Here is a 15514-nt window from a genome sequence, read left to right as displayed (position 1 = left end):
GACCGGTGGCCTCCCGCCCGGCGGGAGGCCACCGGATCGCCGGGCAGGCGTGATCATGGAGGCATGGCGTACCTCTTACTGCTCGGCGCGATCACCGCCGAGGTGATCGGCACCAGCCTGCTCAAGGCGACCGACGGCTTCACCCGGCTCTGGCCCACGCTCGGCGTCGCGGTCGCGTACCTGTCGTCGTTCGGCCTGCTCTCCCTGACGGTCAGGGACATCCCGGTCGGCGTCGCGTACGCGGTCTGGTCCGGGCTCGGCACCGCCGCCATCATGGCGATCGGCGCGGCCTTCCTCGGCGAGCCGCTGACGGTCGCCAAGGTGGCCGGCGCGGGCCTGGTGATCGCCGGGGTGGTCGTGCTCAACCTCGGCGGCGCGCACTGACACCGAAACCCGGCGAACGTCCGCCGCTGAACCGGCGTCAGGCCACCGGCCGCCGCATGGCGACCCGGTCGGCCGGGTCGAGCCCGAGCGCCGCCTCGGCGGCCAGCAGGCCGGCCAGCCCCGGGGTCACCTCGACCCCGGTCAGTTCCCGGAACCCGCAGCGCGCGTAGTACGGCCCGTTCCACGGCACGCTGCGGAACGTGGTCAGGGTCAGGGCGGGCAGTCCCACCCCGGCGGCCCACCCGGCCACGTCGTCGAGCAGGCCCCGGCCGATCCCCCGCCGGGCGTGCCCGGGATCGACGCTGAGCTGATGCACGTGCGCACACCCGTCGACCAGGTCGACCACGGCGAAGGCCACGGGCCGGTCCGCGGCGTCGACCGCGACCCGGAGCCGGCCGGCCCGCTGGGCGGCGGCCAGCACGTCCAGCGGCAGCGGCGGCATGTCGGCGACGTCGACCATGCCGATCTCCCGGAACGGGGCGCCGGAGGCCACCTCGATCCGCTGCACCTCGGTCACCTCGTCGGCCCGGGCGGTCCTGCTGCGCGTCACGGCCCCGACCCTGGCAGAGCGGCACCGCGCCCGCGAGGGGATTTCCGGGAGGCGCCGGTGTGACGGGGGTCGCGTGACGCGGGGCGATCGACCCCGCGGCGCCCACCCTAGGGTCGAGGTCATGACCGTCAACGAAGACGTCAGCGTCGATCTCGGCGCGGTGCGCGCCGCCGTCGCCCGGCAGGCCACGCGGGTGACCGAGGGTATCGCCGACATGGACCACTACCTCGCGGCGCAGGTGGCCGACGAGTCGCACCGCGAGGTGACCGGGCCGTTGCTGCCGGGCGCCGGGGCGAGCGGCGTGATCCGCCACCGTGGCGAGGTGATCGGCACCTGGGGCGACCCGGCGACACCGGAGATGCTGTTCAGCGGCACCAAGGCCGTCGTCGCCACGGTTGCCGGGGTGGCCTTCGACCAGGGCCTGCTCGACCCGGCGGCGCACGTGCGCGACAGCGTCGACCACCCGTTCCTCACCGGCCTCGGGGTCGAGGGGATCACCTGGGAGCACCTGCTCCAGCAGACCAGCGGCTGGACCGGCGAGCTGTGGGGCAAACCGACCGGGGCGGACGCGCAGAGCCGTCGCGAGGGCTTCGAGCGGGAGGGCGCGCCCGGCACCGGGTGGGCCAACAACGACGTACGGGTGAACCTGCTCTGCCTGGCGCTGACCCTGCTGTTCCGCCGTCCGCTCGGCGACGTGCTCCACGAGGCCGTGCTGGACCCGCTGGGCGCCTCCTCCTCCTGGTCCTGGCACGGGTACGCGGACTCGCTGGTCGAGCTCGACGGAATCCGGGTGCCGGTGGTCAGCGGCGGCGCGCACTGGGGCGGCGGGCTCTGGATCTCCGCCGCCGACCTGGCCCTGCTCGGCGAGGTCTACCGGCGCGGCGGCACGTGGCAGGGCCGGCGGCTGCTCAGCGCGGAGTGGATCCGCCGCACGTGGGCGCCGTGCCCGCTCAACCCCGACTACGGCTACCTCTGGTGGCGCAACGAGTCGAACCGGGTGCAGCCGGGCGCGCCCCGGACGGGCCGCTGCGCGCGGGGCAACGGCGGCCGGCACCTGCTCTGGGTCGACCCCGCCCGCGAGCTGGTCATCGCCTCCCACTGGGGCGACCGGGTGGCCGAGCTGATCACCGAGGTCTCCGCAGCCCTGCCCACACGCCGCTGATGGGTCGGCTCTCGCCGATCCCGCCGCCGGGCACGCTGCGCACGCTCTCGCTCGCCACCCTGGCCAACACGGTGGGCTCCGGGCTCTGGCTGGCCGGCGGCGCCCTGTACCTGACCCGTGACGTCGGGCTCTCCCCCGCCGCGGTCGGCGCCGGCCTCACCGTCGCCTGGCTGGTCGGGCTGACCGCCAGCGTGCCACTCGGCGCGCTGGCCGACCGACGCGACCCGCGTACCCTCCGCGCCGCCATCCAGCTGGGCCAGGCGGTCGCGGCGGCGGCGTACCTGCTGGTGGGGTCGATGCCGGTGTTCCTCGCGGTCGCGATCGTCGAAACCCTGCTGGCCTCCGGCAACCTGGCGGTCCGCGCGGCGCTCGTCGCGGCGGTCGCCGGCCCGCGGGGCCGGGTGCACGCCTTCGCCACCCTGCGCGCGGTGGCCAACCTGGGCATCGCGGCCGGCGCCGCGCTGGCCGGGTCCGCCCTGGCCGTGGACACGCACCGGGCGTACCAGGTGCTGGTGGTCGGGAACGCGGCCACCTACCTGCTGTCGGCGGTGCTGCTGATGCGGCTGCCGGCCCACCCGCCGGCGCCCCGCGCTCCCGCGGCCGGCCGACCGCGGCGGGCGCGGGCGCTGCGGGACGGGCGATTCCTCGCCGTGAGCGGCGCGTCGGCGGTGCTGGCCCTGCACCTGACCGTGCTCACGCTCGTGGTGCCGCTCTGGACGGTCACCCGGGCCGGCGCGCCGCCGCCGGTGGTGTCGGCGGTGCTGCTGACCAACACGGTGCTCACCGTGCTGCTGGCCGTCCGGCTGAGCCGGGGCGCGGACACCGCCGCTCCCGCCGCGCGGAAGCTCCGCCGGGCCGGCCTGGTGCTGGCGGCGGCGACGCCGCTCTACGCGGTCACCGCGGGCCTGCCCACCGTCCCGGCGGTCGTGCTCCTGCTGGCCGCCACGGCGGTCTGGACGTTCGGTGACCTGTGGCACGCCGCCGCCGGGGCGGGGCTCGCCTACGACCTGGCCCCGCCGGACGCCATCGGCGCCTACCAGGGGGCCGACGGGCTGCTCGCCGGACTGGCCCGGGCGGTCGGCCCGGCCCTGCTCACCCTGCTCGTGCTCGACGGCGGGGTGCCGGGCTGGCTGGCGCTCGGCGCGCTCTTCGCCGGCGTCGGCCTGGCCGCCCCGGCGCTGACCCGGTGGGCGCTGGCGAACCGGGAGCCGGCCCGGTCGCCGGCCGGCGACCGTCCGGCCGCGCCCGTGTAGCAGCATGGCGGCATGACCGACCAGCAGACCATCGCGATCCGCCCCGGCGGACCGGCCGACGCCGCCACCGTGCTGCGGCTGCTCGACAGCGCCACCGCCTGGCTGGCGGCGCGCGGCCGGACCGGCCAGTGGGGCACCGAGCCGGCCTCGACCGACCCGCGCCGCATCGCGCAGGCCGACGCGTGGGCGGGCGGCGGCGGGCTGTACCTGGCCCAGCTCGGCGACGTCGCGGTGGGCGCCCTGGTGGTGGGGTCGGCCACCGCGTACGTGCCGCCGGCCACCGAACCGGAGCTGTTCGTCAACCTGCTGGTCACCGACCGGGCGTACGCGGGCCACGGGATCGGGGCGCGGCTGCTCGCGTACGCGGCGGAGCTGGCCCGGGAGCGTGGCCTGGGGCTGCTCCGGGTGGACTGCTACGGCGGGGACGACCGGGCGCTGGTCCGGTTCTACGAGGGCTGCGGCTTCACCGCCACCGACCGGTTCACCGTCGAGCGCCCGGGCCGGCCGCCGTGGCCCGGCCAGGTGCTGGAACGCCGCCTCGGCTGAGCGGTCAGCCGATCTCCTCGTCGACGAAGCACCAGCGCCAGGTCTCGCCGGGCTGGATCGAGCGCATCACCGGGTGCCCGCTGGACTCGAAGTGCTTCGTGGCGTGCTGGTAGGGCGAGGAGTCGCAACAGCCCACGTGCCCGCAGGCCAGGCAGGCCCGCAGGTGCACCCAGTCGTCGTTGCCGATGGCCACGCAGTCGGGGCACTCGGTCGTGGTCGTCGGCTCGGCGTCGCTCGCCTCGGTCAGGTGCTGGCAGCTCACTCGTCGGTCTCCTGTCGCAGCAACGACTCCTCCAGGTCCAGGTCGCGGTAGGCGCGGACCAGCACCTCCTCCGGGATCTTCCCGGAGTCGCGGGCGGCCCGGAACACCTCCCGCTCCGCGTCGATCATCTCCTGCCGCAGTCGACCGTACGCCCGCGAGGGGGTTTCCCGCGTGTCACCCCCGAGCCGTTCCCACGCCAGGTTGGTACGACTCTGCACCAGCCCGCGCAGCCGTTCCACGACGGCGTCCGGCGCCCCGCCGGCCAGTTCCTCAAGCCGTTCCCGGGCGGCCCGGCCGGCCTGCTGCTGCACGGCGGCGGCGGAGAGCGCGTCCTGCACCGGATCGTCCGGCGGCAGTTTCGCCGCCCGCGCCACGGCTGGCAGGGTGGCGCCCTGCCCGACCAGGGTCACCACGATCACCGCGAACGCGAGCCAGATGAACAGCTGCCGCGGGTACGCCCGGTCGTTGGCCAGGGTGAGCGGCAGCGCGAGCGCGGCGGCGAGGGTGACCACGCCACGCATCCCGGCCCAGCCGATGACGAAGGGGACCTGCACCGGGGTCGGCGCCTCCCGGCGGCGGGCCTGGGGCACCAGCCGGGCCAGGTAGGTGGCCGGGACGAGCCAGACGAACCGGGCCAGCACGACGGCGGCCAGCACCGCGGCGGTGACGCCGACCAGCCGGCCGACCGGCTCGTTCAGGTCCCGGACCACCTCGGGCAGTTGCAGGCCGACCAGCAGGAAGACCAGCCCTTCCAGCAGGAACTGGATCAGCCGCCAGAACGCCCCCACCTGGAGCCGGGACGCGGCGGACATCAGCAGCGGCTGCTTGTGCCCGATGCCCAGCCCGGTGACCACCACGGCGACCACCCCGGAGGCGTGGATCTCCTCGGCGGCGAAGACCACCGCGAACGGCACGATCAGCGACAGCGCGTTGTCCAGCACCGGGTCGGTGATGCGCTTGTGCAGGGAGCCGAAGAACACCACGCCCAGCAGCCCGACGAGGACGCCGCCGCCGGCGGAGACCAGCACCTCCCAGGCCACCGCGCCGACCCCGACGTGACCGCCGGCCGCGGTGGCCGCGGCCACCGCCACCCGCAGCAGCACCAGCGCCGTGGCGTCGTTGACCAGGCTCTCCCCCTCCAGGATCGTCACGATCCGCCGGGGCAGGCCCACCCGCCGGGCCACCGCCGTGGCGGCGACCGCGTCGGGCGGCGCCACGACCGCGCCGAGCGCCAGGCAGATCGCGTACGGGACGCCGGGCAGGATCAGGTGGACGACGGTGCCCACCACGAACGCGGTGAAGAGCACCAGCCCGACGGCGAGCAGCAGGATCGGCCGGAGGTTGAGCCGGAACGCGGGCACCGACGTCTTCAGCGCGGCCACGTAGAGCAGCGGCGGCAGGATGCCCACCAGCACCAGTTCCGGGTCGAGACGGACCTGCGGGAAGCCCGGCACGAAGGACAGCGCGAGGCCGAGCACGACCAGCAGGATCGGCGCCAGCAGGCCGAGTCGCCGGGCCAGCGCCGCGCCGAAGGTCGCGATCGCGAGAAAGGCCACGACCTCGATCAGAGCTTCCATGGGTTACGAGCCTAGGCGGCCGGCGACCCCGACGTGATCACGAGGCGGTACGGAGCTTCGGCAGCACCTCGGCCCCGAACGTGTCGATGAAGGCGCGCTGCTCCTGCCCGACGTGGTGCAGGGCGATCTGGTCGAAGCCCAGGGCGAGGTACTCCTCCAGCCAGCCGACGTGCCGGCCCAGGTCGGCGGAGACGTTGACCACCGAGGTGACCCGCTCCATCGGCACGTCCTCGCTGACCGCGTCGAAGTGGTCGGCCAGTTCCAGGTCCCAGCAGACCGGCGGGGCGAAGACGTTGCTGCGCCACTGGTCGTACGCGATGGCCTCGGCCTCGGCCTGCTCGGGCGCCCAGCTCACGTGCACCTGGAGGTGCAGCGACCCGCGCCCGCCGGCGTCCCGGTAGGCGTCGATCATGCGCCGCAGGTGGGCCACCGGCGCGTTGACGGTGATCAGACCGTCGGCCCACTCGGCGCACCAGCGGGCGGTCTCGACGCTGACCGCCGCGCCGATGAGCGCGGGCGGCTGCTCGGGCCGCGTCCACAGCTTCGCCCGGTCCACGGTGACCAGGCCGTCGTGGCTGACCTCCTCGCCGGCGAGGAGCGCCCGGATCACGTCCACGCACTCGCGCAGCCGGGCGGCGCGGACGTCCTTGCGCGGCCAGCCGGTGCCGGTGATGTGCTCGTTGCTCGCCTCACCGGTGCCGAGCGCGGCCCAGAACCGGCCCGGGTACATGGCGGCCAGGGTGCCGATGGCCTGCGCGATCACGGCCGGGTGGTAGCGCTGGCCCGGCGCGTTGACCACGCCGAACGGCAGGTTGGTGGCCTGGAGCGCGGCGCCGAGCCAGGACCAGGCGAAGCCGGAGTGGCCCTGCCGGGCGCTCCACGGCGAGAAGTGGTCCGAGGACATGGCGGCGTCGAAGCCGGCCCGCTCGGCGTGGATCACCGCCGCCAGCAGGTGGGCCGGGTGGATCTGTTCGTGGGACGCGTGGAAGCCGAACACCGTCATGGGCGCACCTCCTACCCATGACGGCGTCCGGTCAATCGCGACTACTCCGAGTGCGCCCCGGCCCCGGCGCCGGCCTCCCCCTCGCCGACCCAGACGGTCTTGGTGTTGCAGAACTCCCGCATGCCCACGGCGGACAGCTCGCGCCCGTACCCGGAGTTCCGCACCCCGCCGAAGGGCAGCTCCGGGTAGGACGTGGTCATGCCGTTAATGAAGACGTTGCCGGCGTCCAGGTCGACGGCGAAGCGCTCCTGCTCGGCCGGGTCGTCGGTCCACGCGTTGGAGCCGAGGCCGAAGTTGGTGCCGTTGGCGACCTCGATGGCCTCCTCGTAGGAGTCGACCCGGTAGAGGCCGGCGACCGGCCCGAACACCTCCTCGGACCACATGCGCATCCCCGGCCGCAGGTCGGTGACCACGGTCGGCGGGTAGTACCAGCCGTCGCCGGAGGGCTTCTCACCGCCGCACAGCACGGTGGCGCCGTTGTCGACCGCGTCCCGCACCTGGGCGTGGATCTCGTCCCGGCCGCCCTCGCTGGCCAGCGGGCCCACGTCGGTGTTCTCGTCCATCGGGTCGCCCACCCGCAGCGCCGACATCCGGGCGGCGAACTTCTCGGCGAAGGCGTCGAAGACGTCGGTGTGCACGATGAACCGCTTGGCGGCGATGCAGGACTGGCCGTTGTTCTGGCAGCGGGCCGTGGTGGCCACCTCCGCCGCCTTGTCCAGGTCGGCCGAGGGCATCACCACGAACGGGTCACTGCCGCCCAGCTCCAGCACGGTCTTCTTGAGCTCCCGTCCGGCGATCTGGGCGATCGAGCGGCCGGCGCCCTCGCTTCCGGTGAGCGTGGCGGCCCGGACCCGGGGGTCGCTGAGGATCCGGTCCACCTTCTCGGAGCCGACCAGCAGGGTGGTGAACGCGCCTTCCGGGAAGCCGGCCCGGCGGAACAGCTCCTCGAGGTAGAGGGCGGTCTGCGGGACGTTGGAGGCGTGCTTGAGCAGCCCGGTGTTGCCGGCCATCAGGGCCGGCGCGGCGAACCGCATCACCTGCCAGAGCGGGAAGTTCCACGGCATCACGGCCAGCACCGGGCCGAGCGGCTGGTGGCGGACGTACGCCCGCTTGGCCTTGACCGCGGCGGCGTCGGCGGGCTCGTCGGCGAGCATCTTCGGGGCGTTGGCGGCGTAGAAGCGGCAGGCCGTGGCGCACTTGGTCACCTCGGCCTTCGCCGCGGCGTAGGTCTTGCCCATCTCGGTGGTCATCAGCCGGGCGGTCTCGTCCCGCTCGGCCTCCAGCAGCTCGGCGGCGGCGATCATCCACCGGCCGCGCTCGGCGATCGTGGTCCCGTGCAGCTGGTGGAAGGCCAGGTCGGCCCGCTCGATCGCCGCGTCGATCTGCTCGTCCGACATGGGGTCGTACGTCTTGAGCACCTGTCCGGTGGCGGGATTGGTGGTGGCGATGGGCATGTCGTACTCCTGTCACTCGAACAGCGAGTGCCGCACGCCCGGCTCCTCGCTGCGGCGCGCGGCGCGGCGGCGCTGGATGACGACCAGGTCGACCACGGCCACCACGGCGAGGATCGCGCAGACGACGCCCAGCCAGGTCACGCCGGCGGCGAACGCGAGCACCGCGAAGACGGTCATGACGACGAGGCCGAAGAGGGCGAGGGCGAGCCGCAGGTTCAGCGCGCTGTACGCGTGGCCGACCGTGCCACGGGCACGCCGGGGCTGTGATCGCGTCATTCCCCCGGGCTACCCCGGCACGGCCCGGCCTAACCAGGTCCCCCGGCCGTAACACGCCGATGTGAACGACGGTTGTCGATGCCGGAAGGGCGACAGGGCCCCCGCCCGGACGCCCGAGGCGCATAGGGTCGACGCGCCGCTTCTGCCGCCGGACGGGGGAGGGACGGTATGCCTCGACGTTGGATCGCCACGCTGGCCTGCCTCGCGGCGCTGGTCGCGCTCGCCTGCGACGGCTCGGGCTCGGCGTCGCCCCGCCCGTCGGGCTCCGCGCCCCCGGGCACGGCCACGGTGCTGACCGCGCTCGGCGACTCGATCACCAGCGGCTTCGGCTCCTGCCTGGTGCTGGTGAGCTGCGAACGCAACTCCTGGTCCAGCGGGGACGGCCTGCGGGTGCGCAGCCTCTACCGGCGGCTGCACGAGGACAACCCGGCGCTGCGGGCCCACAACCGGGCGGTGCCGGGCGCCCGCGCGGCCGGCCTCACCGACCAGGCCCGGGCGGCGGTACGCGACCGGGCCGACCTGGTCACGGTGCTGATCGGGGCGAACGACGCCTGCCGGAACGACATCGACGACATGACCGCGCCGGCCACCTTCCGGGGACAGGTCGACGCGGCGCTGGCGGTGCTGCGCAGGGGCCGACCGAAGGCCCGGGTGCTGGTGGTCAGCCTGCCCGACCTGCACCGGCTCTGGCAGCTCGGGCACACCGAGCACCGCGCGGTGCGGGCCTGGTCACGCGGCGTATGCCCGGCCCTGCTGGCCGACGCCACGTCGATCGCGCCGGCCGCGGTGGCCCGCCGGGCCCGGTTCCGGGAGCGGATCGACGCCTACGACGCGCAGCTGCGGGCCGCCTGCCGCGCGTACGGGTCGCGCTGCCGGTGGGACGGTGGCGCGGTCCACCGGACCCGGTTCGGCCTGGACGAGGTGAACGCGCTGGACTGGTTCCACCCGAACGCCGCCGGCCAGGACTGGCTCGCCGACGTCACCTGGGACGCCTCCGGCTGGGCGGACTGACCGGGGGCCGGCCGGCGGCACCCTGACCGCCGCAGGCCGGTGCCCGCGCGCGGCGGTCAGGGCCGGCGCGGGCCGGGGAGCTGGCGCGGGCCGCCCCGGTAGAGGGCGCGGGCCCGGTCGGCGAGGTCCCGGGTGGCCGACGAGTTGGCCCAGGTGCCCAGGATGATCGCGGCGCCGGGGATCACCTTGGCGAACATCCGCTTGGCGGCGCGCACCCCGGCCATCCGGGCCAGCCGGACGCCGAGCTGGAGCATCACCCGGCCGAGCGGGCGCTGCCCGCCCATGCCGAACAGCGCGCCGGCCCGCTCCCGACCGGCGGCCACCCCGAGGGCGAGCCGGGCGCTCTCGGCGACCTTGTGCACCCGCTGGAGCACGAGCAGGTCGGTGGCCCGGTCGGGGTGGACCGGGTCGACTTCGTACGCGGCGGCCACGTGCAGCACGAGCCGGGCCTGGGTCCACGCGAGCACGCCCACGTCGATCACCGCCCCGGGCAGCCCGGCCGCGCCGGAGACCGCGCCGGAGAGCCGGGCGTGGTTGACGAACTTGCGCACCGCCTGGTCGGCCAGCTCGTCGGCGGGGACGTCCGGATGCTGCGCCCGCTCCCGCTCGGCCCACTGCGCCGCCTCCGGCCCGAGCCGGCGCACCGCCTCCAGGGCCAGGTGCTCCGGCGCGTACTGCGGGTCGTCCCGCATCCGGTCCCAGAGCCGGGCCGGAGGCCCCTCGGGCGCCTCCACCGGCGCGGCCGGCTTCGGGGGGAGGGTGGGTTCGCCGTCGACGGGGGCGGAGTCGGTCACGAGGGGGCTCCCGGGGGTCGTTGCTGCGGGGCGGAGCGGTCAGCGCCGGCGGGACGACAGCCGGGTGGCGAGCTGCTTGAGCTTCGCCTGGTTCTCCGGCTTGGCCAGCTCGCGCCGGCCGCGGTCGACCAGCTGCTGACCGCGGGGCGATCGCAGGAAGGCGGTGAGTCGTTGCACCAGCGCCATGACGTCCTCCTGTCCGCGGCCCCCCTCATGTTGTACCCGGGACCGGCAAGTCTCTGGTACCCGGGCCGGCCCCGCGGCAACCCCGGCGGAGCGTCAGCCCAGGATCTCCTTGACCACCGTGTTGGCGCGCCACTCGTGCTGGGCGTACGCGTCGGGGAACGCGGAGACCTGGACGGCCTGGGCCGCGACGGTGAGCGGCAGGTCCTGCCAGCCGGGGATCTCCTCCAGGGCGGAGAGGAACGCCTTGGTGGCGTACTCCGGGTCCATCAGCTCCTCGACGGTGCCCCAGCCGCTGCTCGGCCGCTGCTGGAACAGCCCGACCGAGTCGTGGTCCCAGCCGATGGCCTGGTGCGGGTAGTTCTGCGACTCGGGCAGCACGGCGCTGGCGTAGTTGAGCAGGGTGCTCTCCTGCATGGCGGTGGCCACCGCGATGACCAGGCCGCGACGCGGCACGCCCATCTCCCGGCCGGCCTGCACGATCTTCTTGGCGTTGTTCATCTGGGTCTGGTCCAGGCCGGCGACCGGGACGATCCGGCGCGGCTTGGGCTTGGCCTTCGGCTTCGGCTTGGTGGTCGCCGACGGGCTGGCCGAGGGGGCTGCGGCGGCGGGGGTGGCCGGGGCGGTGCTCTCCCGGGTCAGGCCGCGGGAGGCCGCGTCGACGGCCGCGCGCTGGGCGACCTCGGCCGAGGCGGCGGGGTTCGGGGTGTCACCGGCCGGGCGGGCGCCGATCTGGCTGAAGCCGCCGACCAGGCCGAGGCAGCAGACCGCGCCGGTGGCCATGGCCATCTTCGTCCGGCCGGGCCGGGCGGCGAGGGGGTTCATCAGGGCGGTGAAGCGGGTACGCAGGGAACCGCGGGCAGTGGATGCCTCGGCGCAAGCGGTCAACTGTTCGGTCGAAGGGGTATCGTCCGAACGGTCAGCCGAGCCGTCGAGGCCGTACTGGTCGTCGAGGGTGCCGTCGTCACGCATTCGACGAGGCTAGACAGGGCAAACCGGGATCACCCAGGCCCATCGGGTGGCCCTCGCCACACTCTGCGCCCGCGAAACCGGACAGCCGTCGCCGCCCCGGGCCGGCCGGTGACGGACCTCGCGACCCGGGAAAACCTCCGGTGTGGCGCGGGTCGCACCGCCCCGGGCAGGAACCTCGCAGCCTTCCCGTGCCTGCCCAGTGATCGACTAACTCGTCCTTTCGGTGGACCCGCACCCGGACCGGGAGGAGGAGCGAATCGCGTGCCGTCGCCGAATTGTGATCATCGGTCGGCCCGTAACGGAATGGACCACGGCGGCCGGTACGTTGGCCGAACGGGGTGCCCCGTACGCGCGGCCCACCCCGTACGCGTCGACAGGAAGGTCCGAACCGGTGCTCGACCCACACGAGCTCTACGAACTCACCGACGATCTGCCCGATCTCGGCCAACCGGTGCTGATCCAGGCCCTCACCGGTTTCGTCGACGCCGGCAACGCCACCCGGCTGGCCCGGGAGCAGCTGCTCACCTCCCTGGAGGCGCGGCCCATCGCCCGCTTCGACGTCGACCAGCTCTTCGACTACCGCTCCCGCCGGCCGGTGATGACCTTCGTCGAGGACCACTGGGCCGACTACGACGCCCCCGCGCTGGAGCTGCACCTGCTGCACGACGACGACGAGACCCCGTTCCTGCTGCTCACCGGCCCCGAGCCGGACGTCCAGTGGGAACGTTTCGTGGCCGCCGTGGCCGCGCTCTCCGCGCGGCTCGAGGTCCGGCTCACCGTCGGGCTCAACTCGATCCCGATGGCCGTCCCGCACACCCGGCCCACCGGCGTCACCGCGCACGCCACCCGGCGCGAGCTGATTTCCGGGTACGAGCCCTGGCTCCAGAAGGTCCAGGTGCCCGCCGGCGTGGGTCACCTGCTGGAATACCGCCTCGGCGAGCGGGGTCGCGACGCCCTCGGCTTCGCCGCGCACGTGCCGCACTACGTGGCCCAGACCGAGTACCCGGCCGCCGCCGAGGCGCTGCTCGCCGCGGTGTCCCGCAGCACCGGGCTGCTGCTGCCCCGCGACGGCCTGCGCGCCGCCGCCGAGGTGGTGCGGGTGGAGATCGACCGCCAGGTCGCCCAGACCGAGGAGGCGGCCACCCTGGTCCAGGCCCTGGAGGAGCAGTACGACGCGTTCGCCCGCGGGCGCGGCGAGAAGAGCCTGCTCGCCCCGGAGACCGGCCCGCTGCCCACCGCCGACGAGCTGGGCGCCGAGCTGGAACGCTTCCTCGCCGAGCAGACCCGGCCCGGGGACACCCCGGAACGCTGACCGACGGCCGCGTCGGGGCGGCACCCCGGGAGGCGACGGCGCGACACCCCGCGGGCTGACCCGGCGGGGTGACCGCCGATGCGGCAGGCTGGAGACATGCGCCTGGCGACCTGGAACGTCAACTCGGTGAAGGCCCGCCTCCCCCGCCTGCTCGACTGGCTGGCCACCACGAAGCCCGACGTCGTCTGCCTGCAGGAGACCAAGTGCCCCGACGGGGCCTTCCCGGTCGCCGAGGTGGGCGAGCTGGGCTACGAGGCGGCCAGCCACAGCGACGGCCGGTGGAACGGGGTGGCCATCCTGTCCCGCGTCGGGCTGGCCGACGTGGCGGTCGGCTTCCCCGGCGAGCCGGGCTTCCCCCTGCCGGAGGCCCGGGCCATCTCGGCCACCTGCGCCGGCCTGCGGGTCTGGTCGGTGTACGTGCCGAACGGCCGCTCCCCCGACGACCCGCACTACGCGTACAAGCTGGCCTGGTTCGCCGCGCTGCGCGACGCGCTGGAGCCGGAGGTGGCCTGCGGGCTGCCCGTCGCCGTCTGCGGGGACTTCAACGTCGCACCGACCGACGCCGACGTCTGGGACCCGAAGCTCTTCGTCACCTCGACCCACGTCACCCCGGCCGAGCGGGCCGCCCTGGCCGCGCTGCGCGACCTCGGCCTCAGCGACGTGGTGCCGACGCCCATGAAGGGGCCGCACCCCTACACGTACTGGGACTACCGGGCCGGCATGTTCCACCAGAACAAGGGCATGCGGATCGACCTGGTCTACGCGACGGCGCCGTTCGCCCGCGCGGTCACCTCCGCGTACGTGGACCGGGAGGCCCGCAAGGGCAAGGGCCCCTCCGACCACGCCCCGATCGTGGTCGACGCCGACCTGGTGCCAGCTGTCGAGTCGTTCTGACCCGGCTCGTTAGGGTGGAGCCATGGCAGTCGTGAAGATCAACGCGATCGACGTCCCGCCGGGCGCCGGCGAGGAGCTGGAGAAGCGGTTCGCGGCCCGGGCCGGCGCGGTGGAGAACTCCCCCGGCTTCCTCGGCTTCGAACTGCTCCGCCCGGTCGGCGGGGAGAGCCGCTACTTCGTCTACACCCGCTGGGAGACCGAGGAGGCCTACCAGGCGTGGGCGCAGGGGCCGTCCCGGGCCGCGCACGCCGGCGGCCAGGGCGGCGAGCCGCGCAAGCCGGTCTCCACCGGCGCCACCTTGCTGGAGTTCGAGGTCGTCCAGCAGGTCCCCGCGAAGGGCTGACCCCTCCTACCGCTGACATATGGTCCGCGCCACGTCGGCCATGAGCTGCCAGCAGGGCCAGGGCATCTTCGTCGCCGAGGCGGAGCAGCCGAACACTCCTGGCTTGAGTCATTGCTGACGTCAGCTCCAAGGCGTTCGCGGATGCGCGCGCCGCTCCCTCGCCAGGGCCCACGAACTTGATGTCGCCGTCCAAGGCGCCGCCGGTCGCAGGCCCGGCGCGCGGGATCCGCGGTGTCAGGGGTTGGCGGTGCCGAGGAGGGAGGCGAAGGCGATCACGTTGTCCTGGTAGCCGGTGTGGCCGCCCACCCACTCGCCACCGCAGGTGATCAGCCGCAGCTCGGCCGGCCCGGCGTCGCCGTACACCCGGTCGGCGGGGAGGTTGGCCTTGTCGAAGTACTCGACGGTGTCGACCTTGAAGGTCACCACGCTGCGGTCCGCCCGGGTCACCTCGATCCGGTCCCCCGGCTTCAGGTCGTGCAGCCGGTAGAAGACCGCCGGCCCGCTCTTGGTGTCCACGTGCCCGACGATGATCGCCCGACCCGGGTCGCCGGGCACCGCCCCGCGGTCGTACCAGCCGGTCTGGTGGTGCTGGGTCAGCGGCGGGACCGCGATCGAGCCGTCCCGGGCCTGACCGACCGGGGTGACCGGGGCGGTGATCTTGATGGCCGGCACGGCGAGGCGGACCGGAAGGCTGGTCGGCTCCCGCGCCCGGGTCGGCTCCGCGGTGCGGTGGCTCGACCCGGTCGCCGCGTCGGCCCAGTCGAACGGCCCGGCGGTCCGGCCCAGCCCGGCGCCCGTGGCGAACACCCCGACCAGCACCAGCAGCACGGCGAGCGGGACCGACCACGGGCTCCGGCCGGTGGCCCGGGGGCTGGGCTGGGGGGTGGGGTTCGCGGCCATGGCGGGGCTCAGCGCCGGGCGGCGCCACGGAGGCTACGGGGCTGCTGGCGGGACGCGGCCACGCCGACCACCGCGCCGGCCACGGTCAGCGCCAACCCGACCGGCACCAGCAGCCCACCGCCGAGCCCGCCGCCGGCCGTGCCGCCGAAGCCGGTCGCCGGCCCGCGGCTGGGCTGCACCTGCTTGACCACCTGCAGCATGGTGGACGCCGTCTGCCCGCTCGGGCACTCCAGCTTCACCCGGTAGTTGCCGGGGCGGGTGCGGTCCCGGACCATCGGCGAGGCGGTGAGCAGGCCGCGCTGCGGCTGCACCTGGACCCGGCCGAACGCGTCGGACACCACGGTGGCCGGCACCGAGTTGTCGCGGCAGCTCGCCCGGATGCCGACGAGGAAGCCGGCCTCGACGGTGCTCGGCGTCACCTCGACGAAGATGAGGTCGGCGGGGGGCTGCGTGCCGGGCTGGTCGGGCACGGGCTCGGCAGCGGGGGCGGCCGCTCGCACCGTCGCCGCGGCGAGCCCCGGGGCGGCCTGGGCGGGCAGCGCGCCGACCAGCGGGGCGGTGCACGCGGCGGCCGCGACCAGCAGCGCCGCACGTCCCGTGACTGACACCATGCCCCCTCCCGGCGTCGGGGTCGGGCG

Annotated in this window: 19 protein-coding genes; 8 read left to right on the top strand and 11 right to left on the bottom strand. The window is 74.9% G+C overall.

Annotated features, from left to right (window positions below; all coding sequences use genetic code 11):
* Window positions 1–63: 63 nt before the first annotated feature.
* Window positions 64–384 carry a multidrug efflux SMR transporter gene (locus NFX44_RS12710; RefSeq protein ID WP_262283723.1) on the top strand — a complete coding sequence of 107 codons (321 nt, stop codon included), beginning with the start codon at window positions 64–66 and terminating at the stop codon, window positions 382–384.
* A 37-nt stretch (window positions 385–421) separates the two neighbouring features.
* Here the strand turns inward: NFX44_RS12710 and NFX44_RS12705 are convergent, their stop codons facing one another.
* On the bottom strand, window positions 422–934 hold the full coding sequence (locus NFX44_RS12705; RefSeq protein WP_262283722.1) for a GNAT family N-acetyltransferase: 513 nt from the start codon (window positions 932–934) through the stop codon (window positions 422–424).
* A 121-nt stretch (window positions 935–1055) separates the two neighbouring features.
* Between NFX44_RS12705 and NFX44_RS12700 the strand changes: the two genes are divergently transcribed.
* From NFX44_RS12700 to NFX44_RS12690, 3 genes are read left to right on the top strand one after another with little or no spacing between them, the layout of a single operon-like run.
* Complete coding sequence (locus NFX44_RS12700; protein WP_262283721.1) at window positions 1056–2096, top strand: serine hydrolase; 1041 nt, start codon at window positions 1056–1058, stop codon at window positions 2094–2096.
* On the top strand, window positions 2096–3349 hold the full coding sequence (locus NFX44_RS12695) for an MFS transporter (protein WP_262283720.1): 1254 nt from the start codon (window positions 2096–2098) through the stop codon (window positions 3347–3349). The genes NFX44_RS12700 and NFX44_RS12695 overlap by 1 nt, the downstream gene beginning before the upstream one ends.
* Window positions 3350–3361: 12 nt before the next feature.
* Complete coding sequence (locus tag NFX44_RS12690; protein WP_262283719.1) at window positions 3362–3895, top strand: GNAT family N-acetyltransferase; 534 nt, start codon at window positions 3362–3364, stop codon at window positions 3893–3895.
* A 4-nt stretch (window positions 3896–3899) separates the two neighbouring features.
* Here the strand turns inward: NFX44_RS12690 and NFX44_RS12685 are convergent, their stop codons facing one another.
* The 5 genes from NFX44_RS12685 to NFX44_RS12665 are packed head-to-tail and all read right to left on the bottom strand — an operon-like array spanning window position 3900 to window position 8467.
* Window positions 3900–4157, bottom strand: coding sequence for a UBP-type zinc finger domain-containing protein (locus NFX44_RS12685; RefSeq protein ID WP_262283718.1), 258 nt, complete (start codon window positions 4155–4157; stop codon window positions 3900–3902).
* Window positions 4154–5734 carry a Na+/H+ antiporter gene (locus NFX44_RS12680; protein WP_262283717.1) on the bottom strand — a complete coding sequence of 527 codons (1581 nt, stop codon included), beginning with the start codon at window positions 5732–5734 and terminating at the stop codon, window positions 4154–4156. The genes NFX44_RS12685 and NFX44_RS12680 overlap by 4 nt, the downstream gene beginning before the upstream one ends.
* 37 nt (window positions 5735–5771) lie before the next feature.
* On the bottom strand, window positions 5772–6737 hold the full coding sequence (locus tag NFX44_RS12675; protein WP_262283716.1) for a TIGR03885 family FMN-dependent LLM class oxidoreductase: 966 nt from the start codon (window positions 6735–6737) through the stop codon (window positions 5772–5774).
* Between the two features lie 41 nt (window positions 6738–6778).
* Window positions 6779–8191, bottom strand: a complete 1413-nt coding sequence (locus NFX44_RS12670; RefSeq protein WP_262283715.1) for an NADP-dependent succinic semialdehyde dehydrogenase — start codon at window positions 8189–8191, stop codon at window positions 6779–6781.
* A gap of 12 nt (window positions 8192–8203) precedes the next feature.
* Window positions 8204–8467, bottom strand: a complete 264-nt coding sequence (locus NFX44_RS12665; protein ID WP_262283714.1) for a DUF6343 family protein — start codon at window positions 8465–8467, stop codon at window positions 8204–8206.
* Window positions 8468–8635: 168 nt separating this feature from the next.
* On the opposite strand from NFX44_RS12665, the gene NFX44_RS12660 reads away from it, so the two are divergent.
* The gene (locus tag NFX44_RS12660) at window positions 8636–9478 is read left to right on the top strand and encodes a GDSL-type esterase/lipase family protein (protein ID WP_262283713.1); all 843 of its coding nucleotides are present in this window, start codon (window positions 8636–8638) and stop codon (window positions 9476–9478) included.
* Between the two features lie 56 nt (window positions 9479–9534).
* On the opposite strand, the gene NFX44_RS12655 is transcribed toward NFX44_RS12660, so the two are convergent.
* The 3 genes from NFX44_RS12655 to NFX44_RS12645 form a co-directional block, all read right to left on the bottom strand.
* A complete protein-coding gene (locus NFX44_RS12655) occupies window positions 9535–10272 on the bottom strand; it encodes an EcsC family protein (RefSeq protein WP_262283712.1) in 738 nt (245 codons plus the stop codon).
* Window positions 10273–10311: 39 nt separating this feature from the next.
* Window positions 10312–10458: a hypothetical protein gene (locus NFX44_RS12650; RefSeq protein ID WP_262283711.1), complete on the bottom strand. Its 147-nt coding sequence runs from the start codon at window positions 10456–10458 to the stop codon at window positions 10312–10314.
* 93 nt (window positions 10459–10551) lie between these two features.
* Window positions 10552–11427: a peptidase M23 gene (locus NFX44_RS12645; RefSeq protein ID WP_262283710.1), complete on the bottom strand. Its 876-nt coding sequence runs from the start codon at window positions 11425–11427 to the stop codon at window positions 10552–10554.
* 391 nt (window positions 11428–11818) lie between these two features.
* Between NFX44_RS12645 and NFX44_RS12640 the strand changes: the two genes are divergently transcribed.
* The 3 genes from NFX44_RS12640 (at window position 11819) to NFX44_RS12630 (ending at window position 13976) form a co-directional block, all read left to right on the top strand.
* Window positions 11819–12739 (top strand): proteasome assembly chaperone family protein, encoded by a 921-nt coding sequence (locus NFX44_RS12640; protein ID WP_262283709.1) that lies wholly within the window; start codon window positions 11819–11821, stop codon window positions 12737–12739.
* Window positions 12740–12835: 96 nt separating this feature from the next.
* On the top strand, window positions 12836–13633 hold the full coding sequence (locus NFX44_RS12635) for an exodeoxyribonuclease III (protein ID WP_262283708.1): 798 nt from the start codon (window positions 12836–12838) through the stop codon (window positions 13631–13633).
* Between the two features lie 22 nt (window positions 13634–13655).
* Entirely contained in the window at window positions 13656–13976 is a 321-nt protein-coding gene (locus NFX44_RS12630; RefSeq protein ID WP_262283707.1) for an antibiotic biosynthesis monooxygenase, read from the top strand.
* A 234-nt stretch (window positions 13977–14210) separates the two neighbouring features.
* Here the strand turns inward: NFX44_RS12630 and NFX44_RS12625 are convergent, their stop codons facing one another.
* Together NFX44_RS12625 and NFX44_RS12620 are read right to left on the bottom strand one after the other, a co-directional pair.
* Entirely contained in the window at window positions 14211–14876 is a 666-nt protein-coding gene (locus NFX44_RS12625; protein WP_262283706.1) for a class F sortase, read from the bottom strand.
* A gap of 8 nt (window positions 14877–14884) precedes the next feature.
* Window positions 14885–15487 carry a hypothetical protein gene (locus tag NFX44_RS12620; protein WP_262283705.1) on the bottom strand — a complete coding sequence of 201 codons (603 nt, stop codon included), beginning with the start codon at window positions 15485–15487 and terminating at the stop codon, window positions 14885–14887.
* Window positions 15488–15514: the final 27 nt, after the last annotated feature.

Origin of the sequence: Micromonospora sp. MA102, assembly GCF_025460765.1 — a bacterium.
Classification (GTDB): domain Bacteria; phylum Actinomycetota; class Actinomycetes; order Mycobacteriales; family Micromonosporaceae; genus Micromonospora; species Micromonospora halotolerans.
The sequence above is the reverse complement of the archived record's forward strand: the minus strand, read 5'-3'. Positions and strand labels throughout refer to the sequence as shown.